The sequence below is a fragment of the Photobacterium panuliri genome, assembly GCF_059920555.1.
In genome coordinates this window covers 1,602,953-1,621,207 of sequence record NZ_CP197192.1, presented here as the reverse complement: position 1 = coordinate 1,621,207, position 18,255 = coordinate 1,602,953, and the positions used below count along the sequence as shown (strand labels likewise).

16 protein-coding genes are annotated in these 18,255 nt (G+C 50.9%); 12 read left to right on the top strand and 4 right to left on the bottom strand.

From position 1 onward, the window contains the following. The first annotated feature begins 94 nt into the window (after positions 1-94). On the top strand, positions 95-1,540 hold the full coding sequence (gene pyk, locus ACSF8X_RS07640; RefSeq protein WP_500851066.1) for a pyruvate kinase: 1,446 nt from the start codon (positions 95-97) through the stop codon (positions 1,538-1,540). A gap of 62 nt (positions 1,541-1,602) precedes the next feature. Here pyk and ACSF8X_RS07635 read toward each other — a convergent pair whose 3' ends face one another. Beyond that, the gene (locus ACSF8X_RS07635) at positions 1,603-2,064 is read right to left on the bottom strand and encodes an outer membrane lipoprotein (RefSeq protein ID WP_500851065.1); all 462 of its coding nucleotides are present in this window, start codon (positions 2,062-2,064) and stop codon (positions 1,603-1,605) included. Positions 2,065-2,190: 126 nt separating this feature from the next. On the opposite strand from ACSF8X_RS07635, the gene aat reads away from it, so the two are divergent. The 5 genes from aat to speB all read left to right on the top strand — a co-directional run bounded on the left by aat (position 2,191) and on the right by speB (position 7,478). Then, positions 2,191-2,904, top strand: a complete 714-nt coding sequence (gene aat, locus ACSF8X_RS07630; RefSeq protein WP_500851063.1) for a leucyl/phenylalanyl-tRNA--protein transferase — start codon at positions 2,191-2,193, stop codon at positions 2,902-2,904. Then, entirely contained in the window at positions 2,901-3,599 is a 699-nt protein-coding gene (locus ACSF8X_RS07625; RefSeq protein WP_500851062.1) for an arginyltransferase, read from the top strand. Before aat ends, ACSF8X_RS07625 begins: the two co-directional genes overlap by 4 nt. Before the next feature lie 190 nt (positions 3,600-3,789). Further along, entirely contained in the window at positions 3,790-4,008 is a 219-nt protein-coding gene (gene infA / locus ACSF8X_RS07620) for a translation initiation factor IF-1 (protein WP_005298441.1), read from the top strand. A 573-nt stretch (positions 4,009-4,581) separates the two neighbouring features. Continuing rightward, on the top strand, positions 4,582-6,504 hold the full coding sequence (speA, locus tag ACSF8X_RS07615) for a biosynthetic arginine decarboxylase (RefSeq protein ID WP_047879408.1): 1,923 nt from the start codon (positions 4,582-4,584) through the stop codon (positions 6,502-6,504). Positions 6,505-6,563: 59 nt separating this feature from the next. Further along, positions 6,564-7,478, top strand: coding sequence for an agmatinase (gene speB, locus ACSF8X_RS07610; protein ID WP_500851061.1), 915 nt, complete (start codon positions 6,564-6,566; stop codon positions 7,476-7,478). A 105-nt stretch (positions 7,479-7,583) separates the two neighbouring features. Here the strand turns inward: speB and clpA are convergent, their stop codons facing one another. Beyond that, the gene (clpA, locus tag ACSF8X_RS07605; RefSeq protein ID WP_047879406.1) at positions 7,584-9,848 is read right to left on the bottom strand and encodes an ATP-dependent Clp protease ATP-binding subunit ClpA; all 2,265 of its coding nucleotides are present in this window, start codon (positions 9,846-9,848) and stop codon (positions 7,584-7,586) included. 48 nt (positions 9,849-9,896) lie between these two features. Continuing rightward, positions 9,897-10,217 (bottom strand): ATP-dependent Clp protease adapter ClpS, encoded by a 321-nt coding sequence (gene clpS, locus ACSF8X_RS07600; protein WP_047879405.1) that lies wholly within the window; start codon positions 10,215-10,217, stop codon positions 9,897-9,899. A gap of 481 nt (positions 10,218-10,698) precedes the next feature. On the opposite strand from clpS, the gene cspD reads away from it, so the two are divergent. After that, the gene (gene cspD, locus ACSF8X_RS07595; RefSeq protein WP_047879404.1) at positions 10,699-10,920 is read left to right on the top strand and encodes a cold shock domain-containing protein CspD; all 222 of its coding nucleotides are present in this window, start codon (positions 10,699-10,701) and stop codon (positions 10,918-10,920) included. Between the two features lie 397 nt (positions 10,921-11,317). Here the strand turns inward: cspD and icd are convergent, their stop codons facing one another. Then, the gene (gene icd, locus ACSF8X_RS07590) at positions 11,318-12,571 is read right to left on the bottom strand and encodes an NADP-dependent isocitrate dehydrogenase (protein ID WP_500851060.1); all 1,254 of its coding nucleotides are present in this window, start codon (positions 12,569-12,571) and stop codon (positions 11,318-11,320) included. A 145-nt stretch (positions 12,572-12,716) separates the two neighbouring features. Between icd and rluE the strand changes: the two genes are divergently transcribed. The 5 genes from rluE to ACSF8X_RS07565 all read left to right on the top strand — a co-directional run bounded on the left by rluE (position 12,717) and on the right by ACSF8X_RS07565 (position 18,200). Then, positions 12,717-13,358, top strand: a complete 642-nt coding sequence (gene rluE, locus ACSF8X_RS07585; RefSeq protein ID WP_500851059.1) for a 23S rRNA pseudouridine(2457) synthase RluE — start codon at positions 12,717-12,719, stop codon at positions 13,356-13,358. A 286-nt stretch (positions 13,359-13,644) separates the two neighbouring features. Then, the gene (mnmA, locus tag ACSF8X_RS07580; RefSeq protein ID WP_047879401.1) at positions 13,645-14,760 is read left to right on the top strand and encodes a tRNA 2-thiouridine(34) synthase MnmA; all 1,116 of its coding nucleotides are present in this window, start codon (positions 13,645-13,647) and stop codon (positions 14,758-14,760) included. A 14-nt stretch (positions 14,761-14,774) separates the two neighbouring features. Next, a complete protein-coding gene (hflD, locus tag ACSF8X_RS07575; RefSeq protein WP_500851058.1) occupies positions 14,775-15,392 on the top strand; it encodes a high frequency lysogenization protein HflD in 618 nt (205 codons plus the stop codon). A 126-nt stretch (positions 15,393-15,518) separates the two neighbouring features. After that, positions 15,519-16,889: an adenylosuccinate lyase gene (gene purB / locus ACSF8X_RS07570; protein WP_500851057.1), complete on the top strand. Its 1,371-nt coding sequence runs from the start codon at positions 15,519-15,521 to the stop codon at positions 16,887-16,889. 174 nt (positions 16,890-17,063) lie between these two features. Next, positions 17,064-18,200, top strand: a complete 1,137-nt coding sequence (locus ACSF8X_RS07565; RefSeq protein WP_047879398.1) for a ribosomal protein uL16 3-hydroxylase — start codon at positions 17,064-17,066, stop codon at positions 18,198-18,200. Positions 18,201-18,255 lie beyond the last annotated feature (55 nt).

Sequence of the window (18,255 nt, the reverse complement as noted above, 5' to 3'; positions counted from 1 at the left end):
CATAGAATGTAGTAATCTTTCATTTACAACAATGAAACCCGATGCTAGCAAGCAAACGTTTCGTTGGTTCTCAAAGATACAAATGGAGTTTCCAATGTCTGAAAGGCTAAGACGTACTAAAATCGTAACAACACTGGGTCCAGCTACTGACCGTGATAATAACCTTGAGAAAATTATCGCCGCCGGTGCCAACGTTGTACGTATGAACTTCTCCCACGGTAGCCCTGAAGATCACATTCAGCGCACCAAAACCGTACGTGAAATTGCCGCAAAACTAGGAAAGCACGTTGCAATCCTTGGTGACCTGCAAGGCCCAAAGATCCGTGTATCCACTTTCAAAGACTCGAAAATTCAGCTGGCTATCGGTGACAAATTCACCCTAGACAGTGATCTGCCAAAAGGCGAAGGTAATCAGCAAGCTGTTGGCCTTGATTACAAAGAACTGCCAAAAGATGTTGTTCCTGACGACATCCTGCTGCTAGATGATGGCCGCGTACAACTTAAAGTCGTATCGGTTGAAGGCAACAAAGTTCACACTGAAGTTACCGTTGGTGGCCCTCTGTCTAACAACAAAGGGATCAACAAAAAAGGTGGCGGCCTATCAGCGGCTGCACTGACAGACAAAGACAAGGCAGATATCCTAACCGCTGCGAAAATGGGCGTTGACTACCTTGCGGTATCTTTCCCTCGCAACGGCGAAGACATGAAGTATGCGCGTCGCCTAGCCACTGAAGCTGGCCTTGAAGCGAAGCTGGTCGCGAAGGTTGAGCGTGCAGAATCAGTTGCAACAACCGAAGCGATGGACGACATCATCATGGCATCCGATGCCGTTATGGTTGCCCGTGGTGACCTAGGTGTTGAAATTGGTGACCCAGAGCTAATCGGCGTACAGAAGAAACTGATCCGCCGCGCCCGTAGCTTGAACCGCACCGTGATCACCGCGACCCAGATGATGGAGTCGATGATCACCAGCCCAATGCCGACTCGCGCCGAGGTTATGGACGTAGCCAACGCCGTACTTGATGGTACTGATGCCGTAATGCTATCTGCCGAAACGGCAGCTGGTAGCTACCCGGTTGAAACCGTCACTGCAATGGCAAGCGTATGTATGGGCGCAGAAAAAGAGCCTAGCATCAATGTTTCCAACCACCGCCTGTCTCGCACTTTCGAGTCAGCGGAAGAAACCATTGCGATGTCAACCATGTACGCAGCAAACCACATGGAAGGCGTGAAGGCGATGATCGCATTGACCGAATCAGGCCGCACACCGCAGATGATGTCACGCATCTCGTCTGGCTTGCCTATCTTCGCCATGTCTCGCAACGAACGTACCCTGAACCGCGCGGCGCTTTTCCGTGGCGTGACACCGGTATTCTTCGATCACGAGAGCGACGCAGGCCTAGAAGCGGCCAAGCATGCCGTAGCTGTTCTGAAAGAAGCTGGCTATTTGGAAACTGGTGATTTGGTTATCATCACCCAAGGCGACATCATGGATACCGTTGGTTCAACCAACAATATGCGTATTCTGACCGTGGAATAATCCACGCGACGGATAACAAAAACGCAAAAGGCGGCTAACAGGCCGCCTTTTTGTTTTTGTGGCTAGTAGGTTTTATCCACCCTAACCCCATCAGCGAAATAGAGTATCCGGACATTGTCATCACGCTGAAACACCATGGACGAATCCACATCCTGAATCACATCAATCAATGTGCCGTCATCAGCCCTGATCAGCAACTCGACCAAACGATAGTTAACCACCTGTTCGGTCGGCTGTCGCGCATGAGCAATACCGGCACCGGCAACCGCACCGACCGCTGTAGCCACTTCTCGCCCCGAGCCACCGCCAAACTGATTGCCCACCAGCCCGCCAACCACTGCGCCTAGCAAAGTTTCCCAACCATTTCGTTGCGAAGTGATCACATCTTGGTGAGTCATATAACGGACACTATCCACCACACCGAAAACCACACGATCCACCGTTCTGGCCTCGTTGCGGTTATACGGTCCAGCCGTTGCCAGCACCGGAAAGAGTAAAATTAACAACAACCATTTTTTCCACATAGTAACCCTGCTTATCCCCCTGTGACGTCAGGATACTCGTCTCAACGAGTCCTGCATATTGAGCCCGCTTCGGTATATAATCAGCCCCATCGCGACCTCTCTCAAATCAACTACAATCGACATATTATGGCTATTTACCTGCCCGAACTCGACCCCTTGAGCACTGATTTTCCGTCCCCAGATACAGCATTGGCCGATCCCAACGGCTTGCTGGCCTTTGGCGGTGATCTCAGCCCTGAACGATTGATCTCGGCCTACCGGCAAGGGATCTTCCCTTGGTTTACCGATGGTGAGCCCCTGCTTTGGTGGAGCCCGGCACCGCGTGCAGTCTTTATCCCGAGCTTATTTCGCCCCAGCAAGAGCCTGAAGAAATTTTTCCGAAAATCCGGTTACCGAGTCACCATAAACCACGCCTGCCATCAGGTCATCAGCTTATGCGCCAGCACCCGTGGCCCAGACCAAACCTGGATCACCAATGATATGATCCAAGCCTACCAGCAACTCCATGACCTAGGCTATTGCCACTCCGTCGAGGTATGGCAGAACGAGAAACTGGTCGGTGGGCTCTATGGCATTGGCATGGGACATATCTTCTGCGGCGAGTCCATGTTCTCGATTGCCGACAATGCCTCTAAAATTGCCCTATGGTTTTTCTGTCGCCACTTCCACTGCCACGGCGGCCAGCTTATCGACTGCCAAGTAATGAACGACCACCTTGCCTCGCTGGGGGCAGCCGAAATTGAGCGCCCGGTTTTCCGCGATTTTCTAACTGGTCACAGAGATGCCATACTCAAGCAAGGGTGCTTTGGTCCTCAGCAACTGGTTGAACCTATAGAATGAGTAACTATTTATCTATGTCCCTGCGGGTTGGGATGACCCCAGAATCAAGCTGTAACTACCTTGATAACGAAACTGAACAGCTCGGGGTCGTTATCGATCACCAGTGGCTAACCCCTGAAGGGTATGCGGTACTCATTGCGTCTGGCTATCGCCGCAGCGGCAATGCGGTATACAAGCCGATGTGCCCATCATGCAACGCCTGTACCCCATTGCGCATTGACTGCCAGAATTTCGTGCCGAGCCGAAGCCAGAAGCGTCAGCTAAGCCAAGTCCGCCGTTTGAGGTGGGAGTTCAAGGCCGAACTGGATCCTGAGTGGTTTTCTCTGTACGACCGCTATATCCGCCACCGTCATGCCGACGGCAGCATGTCGCCAGCCAACAAGCAGCAGTTTTTCGAATTTTGCACCGCCCCTTGGATGACGACCCTGTTTCTCCATGTCTACCAAGACGACACGCTGGTCGCCATTGCCGTAACCGATGTATTCGAGCATGCGCTAAGTGCGGTCTACACCTTTTTCGAGCCCGAGTCCCGCCTGTCACTCGGCACATTGTGTGTGCTTTACCAAATCAGCTACGGCCAACAAACGGGACGTCAATGGCTCTACCCGGGCTACCAGATCGATCAATGCCCGGCCATGAGTTATAAGGTACGCTTCAGCCCCCACCAAAAGCTGATTGACCAGCGCTGGGGATAACATTCACAAGTTAGGCAGCGTGATTTATCACCGTCCGCCCAACGAATTGAGATAAATTACATTTAATGCATCACAATAGCTGACAAAGCCCCATTGCGAGGGTAAAATTGCGGCCTAAACTTAACACTACACAGATTCGAGGCATTATCCAGCCCGATCAGATGAATGGCTGGTAGCCTAAGAGGATTCAATGGCAAAAGAAGACGTAATTGAAATGCAAGGTACTGTACTTGATACACTACCTAACACAATGTTCCGCGTTGAACTAGAGAACGGTCACGTTGTGACTGCTCACATCTCTGGCAAAATGCGTAAAAACTACATCCGTATTCTAACTGGTGACAAGGTAACTGTGGAACTGACTCCATATGACCTAACCAAAGGCCGCATCGTCTTCCGCGCACGCTAATCTTGTAAAAGATTACAGAATACAAATAAAACCCGGCTCTTGGCCGGGTTTTATTTTGCCTATCATTTACCCTTAACGATAAGATTCTTTGTTAGCGGCGTAAAAATCATTTTATTTGCCTCAACCCCTATTCGGTTGTCTAATCGCACTGCACCCAAAAACCCAGTAAGTAGGTAACCGAGGTGTATACGGGGAAACCGCTCCCCTATCTCTGTCATACCGTGAAATCTGACTGCAGCACGGCCGTTTAGGAATGACAATGAAACCTCTCGCAAGCCATGAACTCCAGGCAGAACTTAGCCTGGTAACACTTTGCGACATCGCAGCTCCCCTCTCCCTCAAAGACAAAACCCTTGTACCGGCCCTTAATAAGGGACGCCGTAAAAGGAAGATGTCGTTAAGGCGGCCCACAAAAATGCCAATGACGGCAACGAGCGCCTAACCACAGCCAACGCTGGATAACACCTATCCAGCTCGCATTGTATTTTCTCTGGTACTTACAGCCGCTCAGGCTGAGGCATTGCCTTACGCAGCTTTCTGTAACAAGTACCCACTCACTAAGAGGATGAAATAATGAGTGATTGGTCTATCGACAATGCACGCGATGTCTACAACACCCCTTACTGGGGACAGGGCTATTTCGACATCGACAACCATGGTGATGTCACAGTCAGCCCAGACAAGCAACAACCAGCTAATCATATTGCCCTGTCTGCTCTCGCCGACGAGTTGATTGCAAAGGGAGCTTCGCTGCCTGTCCTTGTGCGTTTCCCTGATATTCTGCACCACAGGGTCGACAGCCTATGCTCGACCTTCAACGATGCGATTGCCGATTACGGTTATGACGGCGAATACCTTGCTGTTTTCCCGATCAAGGTCAACCAGCAGGAAGCCGTCGTCAGTGAAATCCTCGCCAGCCAATACGCCAAACAGCAACGTCAGCTCGGCCTTGAAGCCGGCAGCAAACCTGAACTCATGGCCGTATTGGCTATGGCACAACAGGCCAGCTCGGTTATCGTATGCAACGGCTACAAAGACCGCGAATACATCCGCCTGGCGCTGATCGGCGAAAAGCTCGGCCATGAAGTCTATATCGTCCTAGAGAAGCTTTCCGAGCTCGACACCATCATCGAGCAGGCTGCCGAGCTAGGCGTGCGCCCGCGTTTGGGGATCCGTGCCCGCCTCGCCTCACAAGGCAAGGGGAAATGGCAGGCCAGTGGCGGTGAAAAGTCGAAATTCGGCCTGTCAGCATCACAAGTGCTGACTGTGATCAATAAACTGCGCGACAACAAGATGTTGGACTGCCTGCAATTGCTGCATTTCCACCTAGGATCACAGATTGCCAATATCCGAGACGTCCGCAACGGCGTCAGCGAAGCTGGCCGGGTCTATGCCGAACTGCGCCGATTGGGTGCGGGGATCACCACGGTGGATGTGGGTGGCGGCCTAGCCGTGGATTACGAAGGAACCCGCAGCCAAAGCAGCTGCTCAATGAACTACAGCCTGCGAGAATACGCTAATAACGTGGTTTATACCATCGGTGATATCTGTAAAGAATACGGTATGGCCATGCCGCGGATTATCTCTGAATCGGGCCGAAATCTCACGGCCCACCATGCAGTGTTAATCACTGATGTGATCGGCGTTGAGCATTACCAGCCGGAACCCGCTGTCGCGCCGCCAGAATCCGCACCGCAGCTACTTCACAACATGTGGCGCTCATGGCTCGAACTGAGCACCCTGCGCGAGCAGCGAGCCCTGATTGAAATTTACCACGACACCCAAAGTGATCTGGCTGAGGTACATGCCCAGTTCTCGATGGGCCTGCTGACCTTCGCTGAGCGAGCTTGGGCCGAACAGCTCAGTCTGCGTCTGTGCTACGAACTAAAACAGCGGCTGTCAGCCAAGAACCGAGCTCACCGACCATTGCTCGATGAACTACAGGCCCGTTTTGCCGACAAGTTCTTCGTGAACTTCTCGCTATTCCAGTCATTGCCTGATGCTTGGGGAATCGAACAGATTTTCCCTGTTCTGCCACTGAACAACCTCGACAAGGCACCGGAGAGCCGGGCTATTATCCTTGATATTACCTGTGATTCTGACGGTGCGATCGAACAGTATGTTGAAGGTCAAGGCATTGAAGAAACATTGGCCGTTCCGGCATGGAACGATGAAGAACCCTACCGTATGGGCTTTTTCCTCGTCGGGGCTTATCAGGAAATCCTCGGCAATATGCACAACCTATTCGGTGATACCGACAGTGCGGTAGTTCGCAGCAACCCTGAGGGCGGCTTCGATATCGAGCATATCAAACGCGGAGACAGCGTTGGCGATGTACTGCGCTATGTTCATCTGGATGCGGCCACCTTCCTCAAACAATACCAGGAAATGGTTGCCAAGCACCTACCTACCGAGCAGCACGACGCCATCCTTGCCGAATTATCCGAAGGATTAAGTGGCTACACTTATCTCGAAGATATTAACGGCAACCGCTAATTTTAAGCACCGCCTGCCCGAGAAATGGCAGGCGGCACTGATGATTTTTGGAGTACACAATGGCAACACTTGCCAATTACCCTGACTATTCACTGTATGCCAACGCATTTGGTTTTCTACGCCAGCCGCTGAACTTTGCTCCGCTAGAGTCCGATGCCGACGTCATCATTACCGGCGTACCTTTCGATATGGCCACGACGGGACGTTCTGGCAGCCGCATGGGACCGGGAGCTATCCGTCAGGTTTCGACTAACCTCGCATGGGAAGGCAAACGCTGGCCGTGGACATTCGCGCTGGCGGACAAAATCAAGATTGCCGACTGCGGTGATCTGGTGTTCGACTGCGGCGATGCCGCACAGATGTGCGAACGGCTGGAGCAACATGCCTCAGCCCTGCTAGAGCAAGGTAAAACCCTGCTCACGTTCGGCGGTGACCACTTCGTCACCCTGCCGCTGCTACGCGCCCATGCCAAGACATTCGGCAAAATGGCCCTGATCCATTTCGATGCCCACACCGATACCTACGACATGGGCAGCCAATTCGACCACGGCACCATGTTCTACCATGCCCCCAACGAAGGTCTGATCGACCCGCACCATTCTATCCAGATTGGTATTCGTACCGAGCACAGCGACACACTGGGCTACCAAGTGGTTGATGCGGCGACGGCCAACGACTGGTCTGCCGAGCAAATTGTCGATGCAATCAAACAGCGTGTCGGCGATATGCCGGTCTACCTCACTTTTGATATCGACTGCTTGGACCCGGCATTTGCCCCCGGTACTGGCACTCCGGTATGCGGCGGACTGACTTCAGACAAAGCACTGAAAATCATCCGCGGCCTGCAAGGTATCAACCTTGTCGGTATGGATGTTGTCGAAGTGGCACCGGCCTATGACCATGCCGATATTACTGCTCTAGCCGCAGCCACCATTGCCACCGACATGCTGCACCTATTGGCTAGCCAGCGATAAAGCTAAAATCACCGTGCATTCTGGTATTACCCAGATAAAAAAATAACCGCCATACGGCGGTTATTTTTCTTACGGCTGGCAAATGCCCATCAATCGTTTTTCAAATCAATGAGCTGGCTCTGGTTCGCTACTGAACTGAAACTCCAGCTTGTCATCAACTAGGTCGACACGCACCGCTCCACCATTCACCAATGCCCCGAACAACAGTTCGTTAGCCAATGGTTTCTTCAGGTTGTCTTGGATGACTCGAGCCATAGGGCGAGCGCCCATCGCTTTGTCATAGCCTTTGTTTGACAACCATTCACGGGCAACCGACGAGACTTCCATCGACACACCGCGGGCATCAAGCTGAGCCTGAAGCTCGACAATAAATTTGTCGACAACCAAAGAAATAACATCTTTCTCCAAGTGGTTGAACCAAATAATACTGTCCAGACGATTACGAAACTCCGGCGTAAACACGCGCTTGATTTCAGACATCGCATCATGGCTGTGATCCTGCTGGATCAAACCGATAGATTTACGTACTGTCTCAGCCACACCGGCGTTGGTGGTCATCACCAAAATCACATTGCGGAAGTCCGCCTTGCGACCATTGTTGTCAGTCAGCGTACCGTTATCCATTACCTGCAACAGCAAGTTGAAGACATCTGGGTGCGCTTTTTCGATCTCATCAAGCAGTACCACGGAATGCGGATGCTTGATCACGGCATCAGTCAGCAAACCACCCTGATCGTAACCAACATAGCCCGGAGGCGCGCCGATCAGACGGCTAACTGTATGTCGCTCCATGTATTCGGACATATCAAAGCGCAGCAGCTCGATACCCAGAGTACGGGCCAGCTGTACAGTAACTTCTGTCTTACCAACCCCTGTAGGGCCCGCAAACAGGAATGAACCCACAGGCTTATGCTCATCACCCAGGCCAGCACGGCTGAGCTTGATCGCTTCGGTGAGTACATCAATGGCAGGATCCTGACCAAACACCAGCATCTTGAGTTTGTCATCGAGGCTCTGCAATACATCACGATCACTCGATGAAACGGATTTCTCAGGAATACGTGCCATCTTGGCAATCATTGCCTCGATATCGCTAACGTTAACCGTTTTCTTACGTCGGCTAGCAGGCGCCAAGCGACAGCGGGCACCGGCTTCATCGATCACATCAATAGCCTTATCCGGCAGGTGGCGCTCATTAATGTATTTTGCCGATAGCTCAACCGCAGCACGGATTGCTTTATTGGTAAAACGGACTTCGTGGTGGGCTTCGTACTTCGGCTTCAGCCCCATCAAAATCTTTGTTGTGTCATCAAGCGATGGTTCAACAATATCAATCTTCTGGAAACGGCGAGACAGGGCACGCTCTTTCTCAAAAATGTTGCTGTATTCCTGATAGGTCGTCGAACCCATGCAGCGCAGCTTACCGTTGCTCAACAGCGGCTTAATCAAGTTAGCAGCGTCTACCTGCCCGCCCGATGCGGCACCCGCACCGATGATGGTGTGGATCTCATCGATAAACAGGATGGCATGCTCTTCTTTTTCCAGCTGCTTGAGAATAGCCTTGAAACGCTTCTCAAAATCACCACGGTACTTAGTGCCCGCAAGCAACGAACCGATATCCAGCGAGTAGATCACGCAATCTTTGATAACGTCCGGCACCTGTCCTTCAACAATACGCCATGCCAACCCTTCGGCGATGGCTGTTTTGCCGACGCCAGCCTCACCCACCAGCAGCGGATTATTCTTACGGCGGCGGCACAACACCTGCACCGTACGTTCTAGTTCACTATCACGTCCAATCAACGGGTCAACACCGCCAGCACGGGCTAATTGGTTCAAGTTGGTCGCGAAGTTCTCCAGCTTGTCTTCATTGTTATGCTCAGCACGGGGCTCGTCACCGCCGACATCCTGCCCATGAAGATCATCGTTGTCGCTATCTTTGACCGTTCCGTGAGAAATGAAGTTCACCACATCAAGGCGGCTGATATCGCTCTTCTTGAGCAAATACGCCGCATGGGATTCTTGCTCGCTGAAAATCGCCACCAGCACGTTGGCCCCAGTGACCTCGCTGCGGCCTGACGACTGAACATGAAACACGGCACGCTGCAGAACACGCTGAAAGCTGAGTGTGGGTTGTGTTTCCCGGCTTTCGTCATCAGCGGGGATCAAAGGAGTTGTCTGTTCAATAAATGAATCAAGTTCTTTGCGGAGCTTATCTAGATCAGCTCGACATGCTAGCAGTGCTTCTTGGGCTGCTGCATTCTCCAGTAACGCCAACAACAGGTGTTCCACTGTCATAAATTCATGGCGCTTTTCTCTTGCCCGCGCAAACGCCGCGTTCAAGCTAGCTTCAAGTTCTTTGTTTAGCATAAGGCACCTCCCCTAAATACCACTCAAAATGGCGTGCCGAAAAAAAGCCTAGGCCTTTTCCATCGTACACAGTAGCGGATGTTCATGCTCTCTTGCGTACATCATCACTTGAGCCACCTTGGTTTCTGCAACCTCGGCAGTGAAGGTACCGCAAACCGCTTTCCCTTCGTAATGCACAGTGAGCATCAACTGTGTTGATTTCTCCAAATCCATGGAGAAGAACTTCTGTAACACTTCTATCACAAAATCCATCGGTGTGTAATCATCATTATTTAAAATTACTTTGTACATCGATGGTGGTTTAACCTGGGTCGCCTCTTCCTCAAGTACATCTGAGTCAGGAATGATCCATTCGTATAGCTTACTCATAACCTTAAACTACCTGTGCGATAAGGATAGCCAGAACAAATTCAATAACTTAAGACTTTGATTTTGTCCCAGCTAAAATGGCCCGCACTTCCCTTATCTCTATATTCAGACTAATGCAGACATTGTATTCCAGCAAATCAAAGATGACTATGACAAAGCCGACATTAACAGCCTCCACGGCGTGATCCGGTGCGATATTATGCAAACCATGACACGTCACCCAAGATAACACCTCGGTAGCAACCGTATGATTCTACGCAGAGCCAAACACCGAGATATTCGCTTTTCGCAATATTTGTTCAAACCGCTCATCATGCTATATAAATGTTAACATATGCACTTGACTGTCTATGCAATTTTACTAAAGTGTAACCTGTAGTAGGTAATCACTGCATCAAATTAGCATTAGTATGCAACTCATGTTAAAAAGAGATAGCAAGAAAATGCAAAATGGAACTTGAATGCAAAGAAGGATGTAAGCATGGCAACAGGTACAGTTAAATGGTTCAATAACGCCAAAGGATTCGGTTTTATCTGCCCAGAAACAGGAGAGGGTGATATTTTTGCTCACTACTCGACGATCCAGATGGATGGTTACCGAACACTGAAGGCTGGCCAGCAGGTCAACTATACCGTGGAATCAGGCCCTAAAGGTTACCATGCCAAGGAAATAGTCCCTCTTGAAGGGGATATGGCTAAATAACCTCTCCATACCTTGACGAGAGTGACGCGATTATCTCGCCATTCTCAGCAACTCTCAAAGCGGGCCACTTGCTCGCTTTGCCCCTCATCGACCTCCCCATCTGTGTAACCATATTCACACTTTGAATAAATTATGAATATGGTAAATATCGCAACCACTAACGACAGAGTTAACAATATATTCACAGCTCTGTGTGATTTATAGCTCTTTCTCGAACCTTGCTGACGGCTACATTCCTCTATCGCATTGCCATTATCAACACGAGCACAGTCCCTATACTTGGCACCAACTACATCCCCTCTTTGCACCGACTATGCACCCGTAGCCTCCTGATACGAAAAAGCCCGGCGTAATCGCCAGGCTTTGAATGCTATTGCATCGAGGCTACCCGTTGTACTTACTGCATTTGCTCAATCATATCATCGGCAAACTCAGAACATTTGCGCAGTGTCGCACCTTCCATCTGACGCTCGAAATCGTAAGTCACCGTCTTGTTACTAATAGCCGCTTCCATCGCGCTGATAATCAGATCAGCCGCTTCTACCCAACCGAGATGGCGTAGCATCATTTCAGCAGACAGAATCAATGAGCCAGGATTCACTTTATCCTGCCCTGCGTACTTAGGCGCAGTACCGTGGGTCGCTTCGAACAGAGCAACGCCATCGCCGATATTGGCCCCGGGAGCGATACCAATGCCGCCTACCTGTGCCGCCAACGCATCGGAAATGTAGTCACCGTTAAGGTTCATCGTGGCAATCACATCATACTCGGCCGGACGCAACAGGATTTGCTGCAAGAATGCATCTGCAATGCTGTCTTTGATGACAATTTCCTTGCCGGTATTCGGGTTCTTCAGGGTCATCCACGGACCACCGTCAAGCAACTCGGCACCGAATTCAGCAGCCACTTCATAGCCCCAATCTTTGAAGGCCCCTTCGGTGAACTTCATGATGTTGCCCTTGTGGACAAGGGTCAAAGAATCACGGTCATTGTCAATCGTGTATTGCAGTGCCGCACGGATCAAGCGCTTGGTACCTTCTTCGGATACCGGTTTAATGCCAATACCGCACTGCTGCGGGAATCGGATCTTGGTAGCACCCATTTCTTCGCAAAGGAACTTGATCACCTTGTCCGCCTCTGCGGTACCGGCTTTGAATTCAACCCCGGCATAGATGTCTTCCGAGTTTTCACGGTAGATAACCATGTCGGTAAGCTCAGGATGTTTCAACGGGCTAGGCACACCGTCGAAATAACGCACTGGGCGGGCACAAATATACAGGTCAAGCTCTTGGCGCAAGGCGACATTTAGCGAACGAATACCGCCACCAACAGGCGTAGTCAGCGGACCTTTGATCGCGACTTTATATTCACGAATAAAATCAAGCGTTTCTTGCGGAAGCCAGGCGTCTTCGCCGTAAACCTGAGTAGATTTTTCACCGGTATAGATTTCCATCCAAGCAATCTTACGATCGCCAGCGTAGGCTTTGTTCACGGCCGCATCGACAACTTTGATCATTACAGGGCTTACATCTATGCCGATACCATCACCTTCAATGTAGGGAATGATCGGGTTATTAGGAACGACCAGTTTACCTTCAGAATCCAATGCGATTTTCTGACCTTCAGCTGGTACAACTACTTTACTATCCATTTAAATCTCCTAGCGTCCATTTGTTATCTTTTTGTAAGATGCGCGCAAATAATACTTGAAATTTTATCGAAGCGCCACACAAGGTGTTTTTCGCGTATAATATGCCTGTCTAATCACCTTAACATCCCTATATAACACGCTATTTATGAATCGAAACACCGCTACGCGTCAACCCAAACGTTCTAATAATGCGCGCCGAGCATCAAGAAAGCCCAATCAGCCGCGCCGACCTCGCGGGCCACAAAAAATCATTTTATTTAACAAACCATTTAACGTTTTGACCCAGTTCACCGGCGAACCGGGCGATCAGACATTGTCGGATTTCATCCCGGTAAAAGACGTTTATCCGGCCGGTCGTTTGGACAAGGACAGCGAAGGACTGCTGGTTTTGACCAACGACGGGATCTTGCAGGCACGCCTAACCCAACCTAAGTCCAAGCAGCCAAAAACCTACTGGGTTCAGGTCGAGGGCTGCCCGAGCGACGAAAGTCTTAATGCCTTACGCAACGGGGTTACCCTCAAGGACGGGCCGACCCTGCCTGCGGGCGTCGTCGTCATCGATGACCCACAAGTCTGGGAGCGTGTACCTCCTATTCGCGAACGCAAGAATATTCCAACAACCTGGCTCGCCATTACTCTCCAAGAAGGACGTAACCGCCAAGTTCGTAGGATGACAGCCCATATCGGCCACCCGACCTTGCGTCTGATCCGCTACCAAATGGCCGACTGGACAGTCGATGATCTTGCCCCTGGTGAATGGCGCGAAGTAACCCTAGGGCAAGCCTAGCCCTCCCACTGGGATCGGCCACGATCCCAGCTCAACATGAGCTGGAATGCCAAGAAAAATTGTAATTTTTTCTATATTCGAATGGAAAATACTACACTTTTGGTCATAGCTACACTATCATTGCCGCCCGAAAGCAAACGTTTGCGTCAGGGCGAAAACTCCCTGTCTAAAATGTTTTTTCCAAGTCAGTTAAATTTATAAAGTGTGATTAGGCTCTCGCTCTGTTTCAGCAAAAAGCTTTCTGTTAGAATTACGCTCTTAACTCTATTAACGACTGAAGATAAATATGTCAGATAACAGCCAGAAAAAAGTCATTGTCGGCATGTCCGGCGGTGTAGATTCCTCGGTTTCCGCGTACCTGCTTCTTCAACAGGGCTATCAAGTTGAAGGCCTGTTCATGAAGAACTGGGAAGAAGACGACAACGATGAATATTGCTCGGCAGCCGAAGATCTCGCTGACGCGCAAGCTGTATGTGACAAACTGGGTATCCCGCTGCATACCATTAACTTCGCGGCTGAATACTGGGACAATGTTTTCGAATACTTCCTGTCAGAATACAAGGCAGGCCGTACACCTAACCCAGATATTCTTTGCAACAAAGAAATCAAATTCAAAGCCTTCCTCGAATTTGCCGATGAAGTGCTAGAAGCCGACTATATCGCGATGGGTCACTACACCCGCCGTAGCTTCCCAACCGCGGAAGGTGAAAAACCACAAATGCTACGCGGCGTCGACAACAACAAAGATCAGAGTTACTTCCTCTATACGCTGAGCCATGAGCAAATCAGCCGTAGCCTGTTCCCTGTCGGCGAACTAGAGAAACCAGAAGTGCGACGCATTGCCGAAGAACAAGGCTTGATCACCGCCAAGAAAAAAGATTCAACCGGTATCTGCTTTATCGGCGAGCGTAAGTTCACAGAATTCCTAAGTAAATACCTGCCAGCTCAGCCAGGCAACATTGAAACGGCTGACGATGGCAAAGTGATTGGCGAGCACCAAGGCCTGATGTACCACACACTCGGTCAGCGCAAAGGTCTGCTGATTGGTGGCCAGAAAGGCGGCAACGGACATGAAGATCCGTGGTATGTGGTAGACAAAGACGTTGAACGCAACGTGCTGATTGTCGGCCAGGGTAAAGATCACCCTCGCCTGAAGTCTGACGGCTTGATTGCAGCCCAGCTACACTGGGTTGACCGCCTGCCGGTACGCGAACCGTTCCAGTGCACGGTGAAAACCCGTTACCGCCAGCAGGATATCCCTTGTACCGTCATCCCTGTGGATGACGAAACCATCAAGGTGATCTTTGACGAGCCGCAAATTGCTGTTACCCCTGGCCAGTCAGCCGTCTTCTACAAAGACGAAGTGTGCTTGGGCGGCGGCATTATCGAAAAGCGTATCTAAGGGAGTTGACGCACGTGGCATACACTGTTTATGACCGTACTATTGCATTTGCCGGCATTTGCCAGGCTGCCAAGCTCGTCCAAAAAGTAGCCCGCGATGGCCACTGTGATGATGACGCGCTGGAAGCTTGCCTGAAAAGCATCATGGCGACCAACCCGGCCAATACCATTGACATTTTCGGCAGCGAAGCAAACTTGCGTATCGGATTGGAAACTTTGGCTGCCGAAATTGACAACTCGCCATCAGGCAATGAACTGACTCGCTACCTAATCAGTGTCATGGCACTGGAGCGAAAACTTGCCTCGCGTCGTGACTCCATGGCCCAACTCGGTGATCGCATTGATACCGCCAAACGCCAAGTCGTTCACTTCGATCTGATGGAAGATCAGATGATCAGCAATCTTGCCAGCATCTATCTCGATATCATCAGCCCGCTAGGCCCTCGGATCCAAGTTACCGGCACACCGGCACAACTTCAGCAGCAGAGCGTCCAGCACAAAGTGCGCGCCCTGCTACTGGCCGCCATTCGCTCGGCAGTGTTGTGGCGTCAGGTTGGCGGTAAACGCCGTCATATCCTCTTTGGTCGCAAACAGATGGTTCAGCAGGCGAAAATCCTGCTGGCCCGCAACTAAGCCACGGTTGCTTTAGCTATTATATTGTGCCGGCTAGACCGGCACCTTTTTTCTTTCCCTTGCACTGTTTTCGCAAGGGAGCAAATTGACACCTTGTATTAACAAAATTAATCAGGAGAGAGCAACATGGAACTGTCAGCATTGACTGCTGTTTCCCCAGTAGATGGCCGCTACGGAAGTAAAACGATTGCACTGCGCAGCATCTTCAGCGAATTTGGTCTGCTAAAATACCGTACAATCGTTGAAATCCGCTGGCTACAGAAACTGGCCGCTACTGATGCTATCGCGGAAGTCCCTGCATTCAGCGACGAAGCCAATGCCTTCCTAGGCCGCATTGCTGCTGAATTCAGCGAACAAGATGCCCTGCGTATCAAAGAAATTGAGCGCACGACTAACCACGATGTAAAAGCGGTTGAATACTTCCTGAAAGAAAAAGTGGCGGAAGTGCCTGAGCTACATGCGGTAAACGAGTTCATCCACTTTGCCTGTACCTCTGAAGACATCAACAACACCTCTCACGCATTGATGCTTAACGAAGCGCGTGAAACGGTGATCCTTCCGGAAATCCGCAACGTTATCGATGCTATCAAGGGCCTTGCTAACGAATACCGCGATATTCCTCTTCTGTCCCGTACCCACGGTCAGCCAGCATCCCCATCAACCATGGGTAAAGAAATGGCGAACGTTGCGTACCGAATGGAACGTCAGTACAAGCAAATTGCCAACGTTGAAATTCTTGCGAAAATCAATGGTGCCGTGGGTAACTACAACGCCCACCTGTCTGCTTACCCTGACGTTGACTGGCACCAGTTCAGCGAAGAGTTCATCACCGAGTCACTAGGCGTTACTTGGAACCCATACACAACCCAAATCGAGCCGCACGATTATATCGCAGAGCTGTTTGATGCCATTGCGCGCTTCAACACTATCCTGCTTGATTTCGACCGCGACGTTTGGGGCTACATTGCTCTGGGTCACTTCAAGCAGAAGACTATTGCCGGCGAGATCGGTTCATCAACCATGCCGCACAAAGTTAACCCAATTGACTTTGAAAACTCAGAAGGCAACCTTGGTCTAGCCAACGCGATCTTCGGCCACCTGGCACAGAAACTGCCTGTTTCACGCTGGCAACGTGACCTGACTGACTCAACCGTTCTGCGTAACCTGGGTGTTGGCTGTGGCTATGCAATCATCGCCTACACCTCAACGCTAAAAGGCATCAGCAAGCTAGAAGTTAACCAGGCGGCACTAGAAGCGGAACTAGACAAGAACTGGGAAGTACTGGCAGAGCCAGTTCAGACAGTTATGCGTCGTTACGGCATCGAGAAGCCATACGAGAAGCTGAAAGAGCTAACTCGCGGCAAGCGTGTTGACGGCGAAGGCATGCGTGCCTTCATCGATGGCCTTGAGCTGCCAGAACACGAAAAAGTACGCCTGAAAGAGATGACACCTGCCAACTACATTGGTGATGCCATCAAGCTGACTGACAAGCTGTAAAGCTATCTGAAATCAGAATACCTCTAAGGCCAGCCTTGCGCTGGCCTTTTTTTTGGCATTTAATACTTGCCGATATTCCTGCCAGCCCAAGCCTGCGTACACAAATGTACTTTGGCCTTCACCGTCGCACGGCTCGGGTATACTTATCCTTATAGCAATAATAAAGAAGCTCCTATGTATCAAGTCACCTTCTCGTTTGACGAATTTCTTGCCGAATACTGGCAGAAAAAACCGACCATTATCAAAGGTGGGTTCAAAGATTTCATCGACCCTATCAGTCCAGACGAACTCGCCGGTCTGGCGATGGAAGAAGAAATCGATTCTCGCTATATCGCCAAACACGGCAAGGAATGGGACGTAAAGCACGGCCCGCTCAGCTTTGACAACGTACCGGAAGACAACTGGTCATTCATTGTCCAAGCCGTCAACCACTGGCATGAAGGCGCAGCACAGCTAGTCACGCCTTTCCGCCAGCTGCCAAATTGGCTACTCGATGATCTGATGATCAGCTACTCCACACCGGGCGGCGGCGTTGGCCCGCACATTGACCAATATGATGTATTCATCATTCAAGGTTCCGGCAAGCGCCACTGGCGAGTCGGCCCGAAAAAAGATGACTACGAAGAAGAATTCGGCCATCCGGCGCTGCGCCAAATCAAAGGCTTTGACCCAATCATCGATGATATCCTGATGCCTGGTGACATCCTTTATATCCCACCGGGCTTCCCGCACGACGGCTATGCCATCGAAACATCGATGAGCTTCTCGGTTGGCTTCCGTTCGCCGAAGAAACAGGAATTGCTGAGCAGCTTTGCCGATTTTGTTATTGCCAACGATATCGGCGATGTTCACTACCACAATCCGGATCTGCCAGCGCGCAAAGCGTGCGGTGCCATCATGGCCGACGAGTTCAACGCAATGGAAACCATGATGCGCAGCCTGCTCGACCATCCAGAGATGATGAAACAGTGGCTTGGCGAGCACCTCAGCAACAGCCGCCACGATCTTGACATCGTCGCCGCAGAGCCGCCTTGGCAGGCAGCTGAAATCTACCAGTTGCTCGACAGTGGCGAAGCCATCAAGCGTCTCGGTGGGCTGCGGGCTTTCTACTACCCAGAGCAGGCCAATGTTCTATTCATCAACGGGGAAAGCTACGAACTGCCAGAAGAGTGTGCCATTGCGGCCAGCTACCTATGTGACGAAGAAGCAATCACGCGTAGCCAGCTCGGCAAGCTTATCGACAACCCCGCCTTCATTGCCCTGCTGACCCAGTTGGTCAACCAAGGCTACTGGTACCCGAACGAAGACTAACCTTCCGCGCGGTAACACGATAAAAAAAGCGCGGCTACTACAGCCGCGCTTAAGC

Coding starts and splice junctions, on each gene's coding strand:
- pyk (WP_500851066.1), top strand. CDS start 95: ATGTCTGAAAGGCTAAGACGTACTAAAATCGTAACAACACTGGGTCCA.
- ACSF8X_RS07635 (WP_500851065.1), bottom strand. CDS start 2,064: ATGTGGAAAAAATGGTTGTTGTTAATTTTACTCTTTCCGGTGCTGGCA.
- aat (WP_500851063.1), top strand. CDS start 2,191: ATGGCTATTTACCTGCCCGAACTCGACCCCTTGAGCACTGATTTTCCG.
- ACSF8X_RS07625 (WP_500851062.1), top strand. CDS start 2,901: ATGAGTAACTATTTATCTATGTCCCTGCGGGTTGGGATGACCCCAGAA.
- infA (WP_005298441.1), top strand. CDS start 3,790: ATGGCAAAAGAAGACGTAATTGAAATGCAAGGTACTGTACTTGATACA.
- speA (WP_047879408.1), top strand. CDS start 4,582: ATGAGTGATTGGTCTATCGACAATGCACGCGATGTCTACAACACCCCT.
- speB (WP_500851061.1), top strand. CDS start 6,564: ATGGCAACACTTGCCAATTACCCTGACTATTCACTGTATGCCAACGCA.
- clpA (WP_047879406.1), bottom strand. CDS start 9,848: ATGCTAAACAAAGAACTTGAAGCTAGCTTGAACGCGGCGTTTGCGCGG.
- clpS (WP_047879405.1), bottom strand. CDS start 10,217: ATGAGTAAGCTATACGAATGGATCATTCCTGACTCAGATGTACTTGAG.
- cspD (WP_047879404.1), top strand. CDS start 10,699: ATGGCAACAGGTACAGTTAAATGGTTCAATAACGCCAAAGGATTCGGT.
- icd (WP_500851060.1), bottom strand. CDS start 12,571: ATGGATAGTAAAGTAGTTGTACCAGCTGAAGGTCAGAAAATCGCATTG.
- rluE (WP_500851059.1), top strand. CDS start 12,717: ATGAATCGAAACACCGCTACGCGTCAACCCAAACGTTCTAATAATGCG.
- mnmA (WP_047879401.1), top strand. CDS start 13,645: ATGTCAGATAACAGCCAGAAAAAAGTCATTGTCGGCATGTCCGGCGGT.
- purB (WP_500851057.1), top strand. CDS start 15,519: ATGGAACTGTCAGCATTGACTGCTGTTTCCCCAGTAGATGGCCGCTAC.
- ACSF8X_RS07565 (WP_047879398.1), top strand. CDS start 17,064: ATGTATCAAGTCACCTTCTCGTTTGACGAATTTCTTGCCGAATACTGG.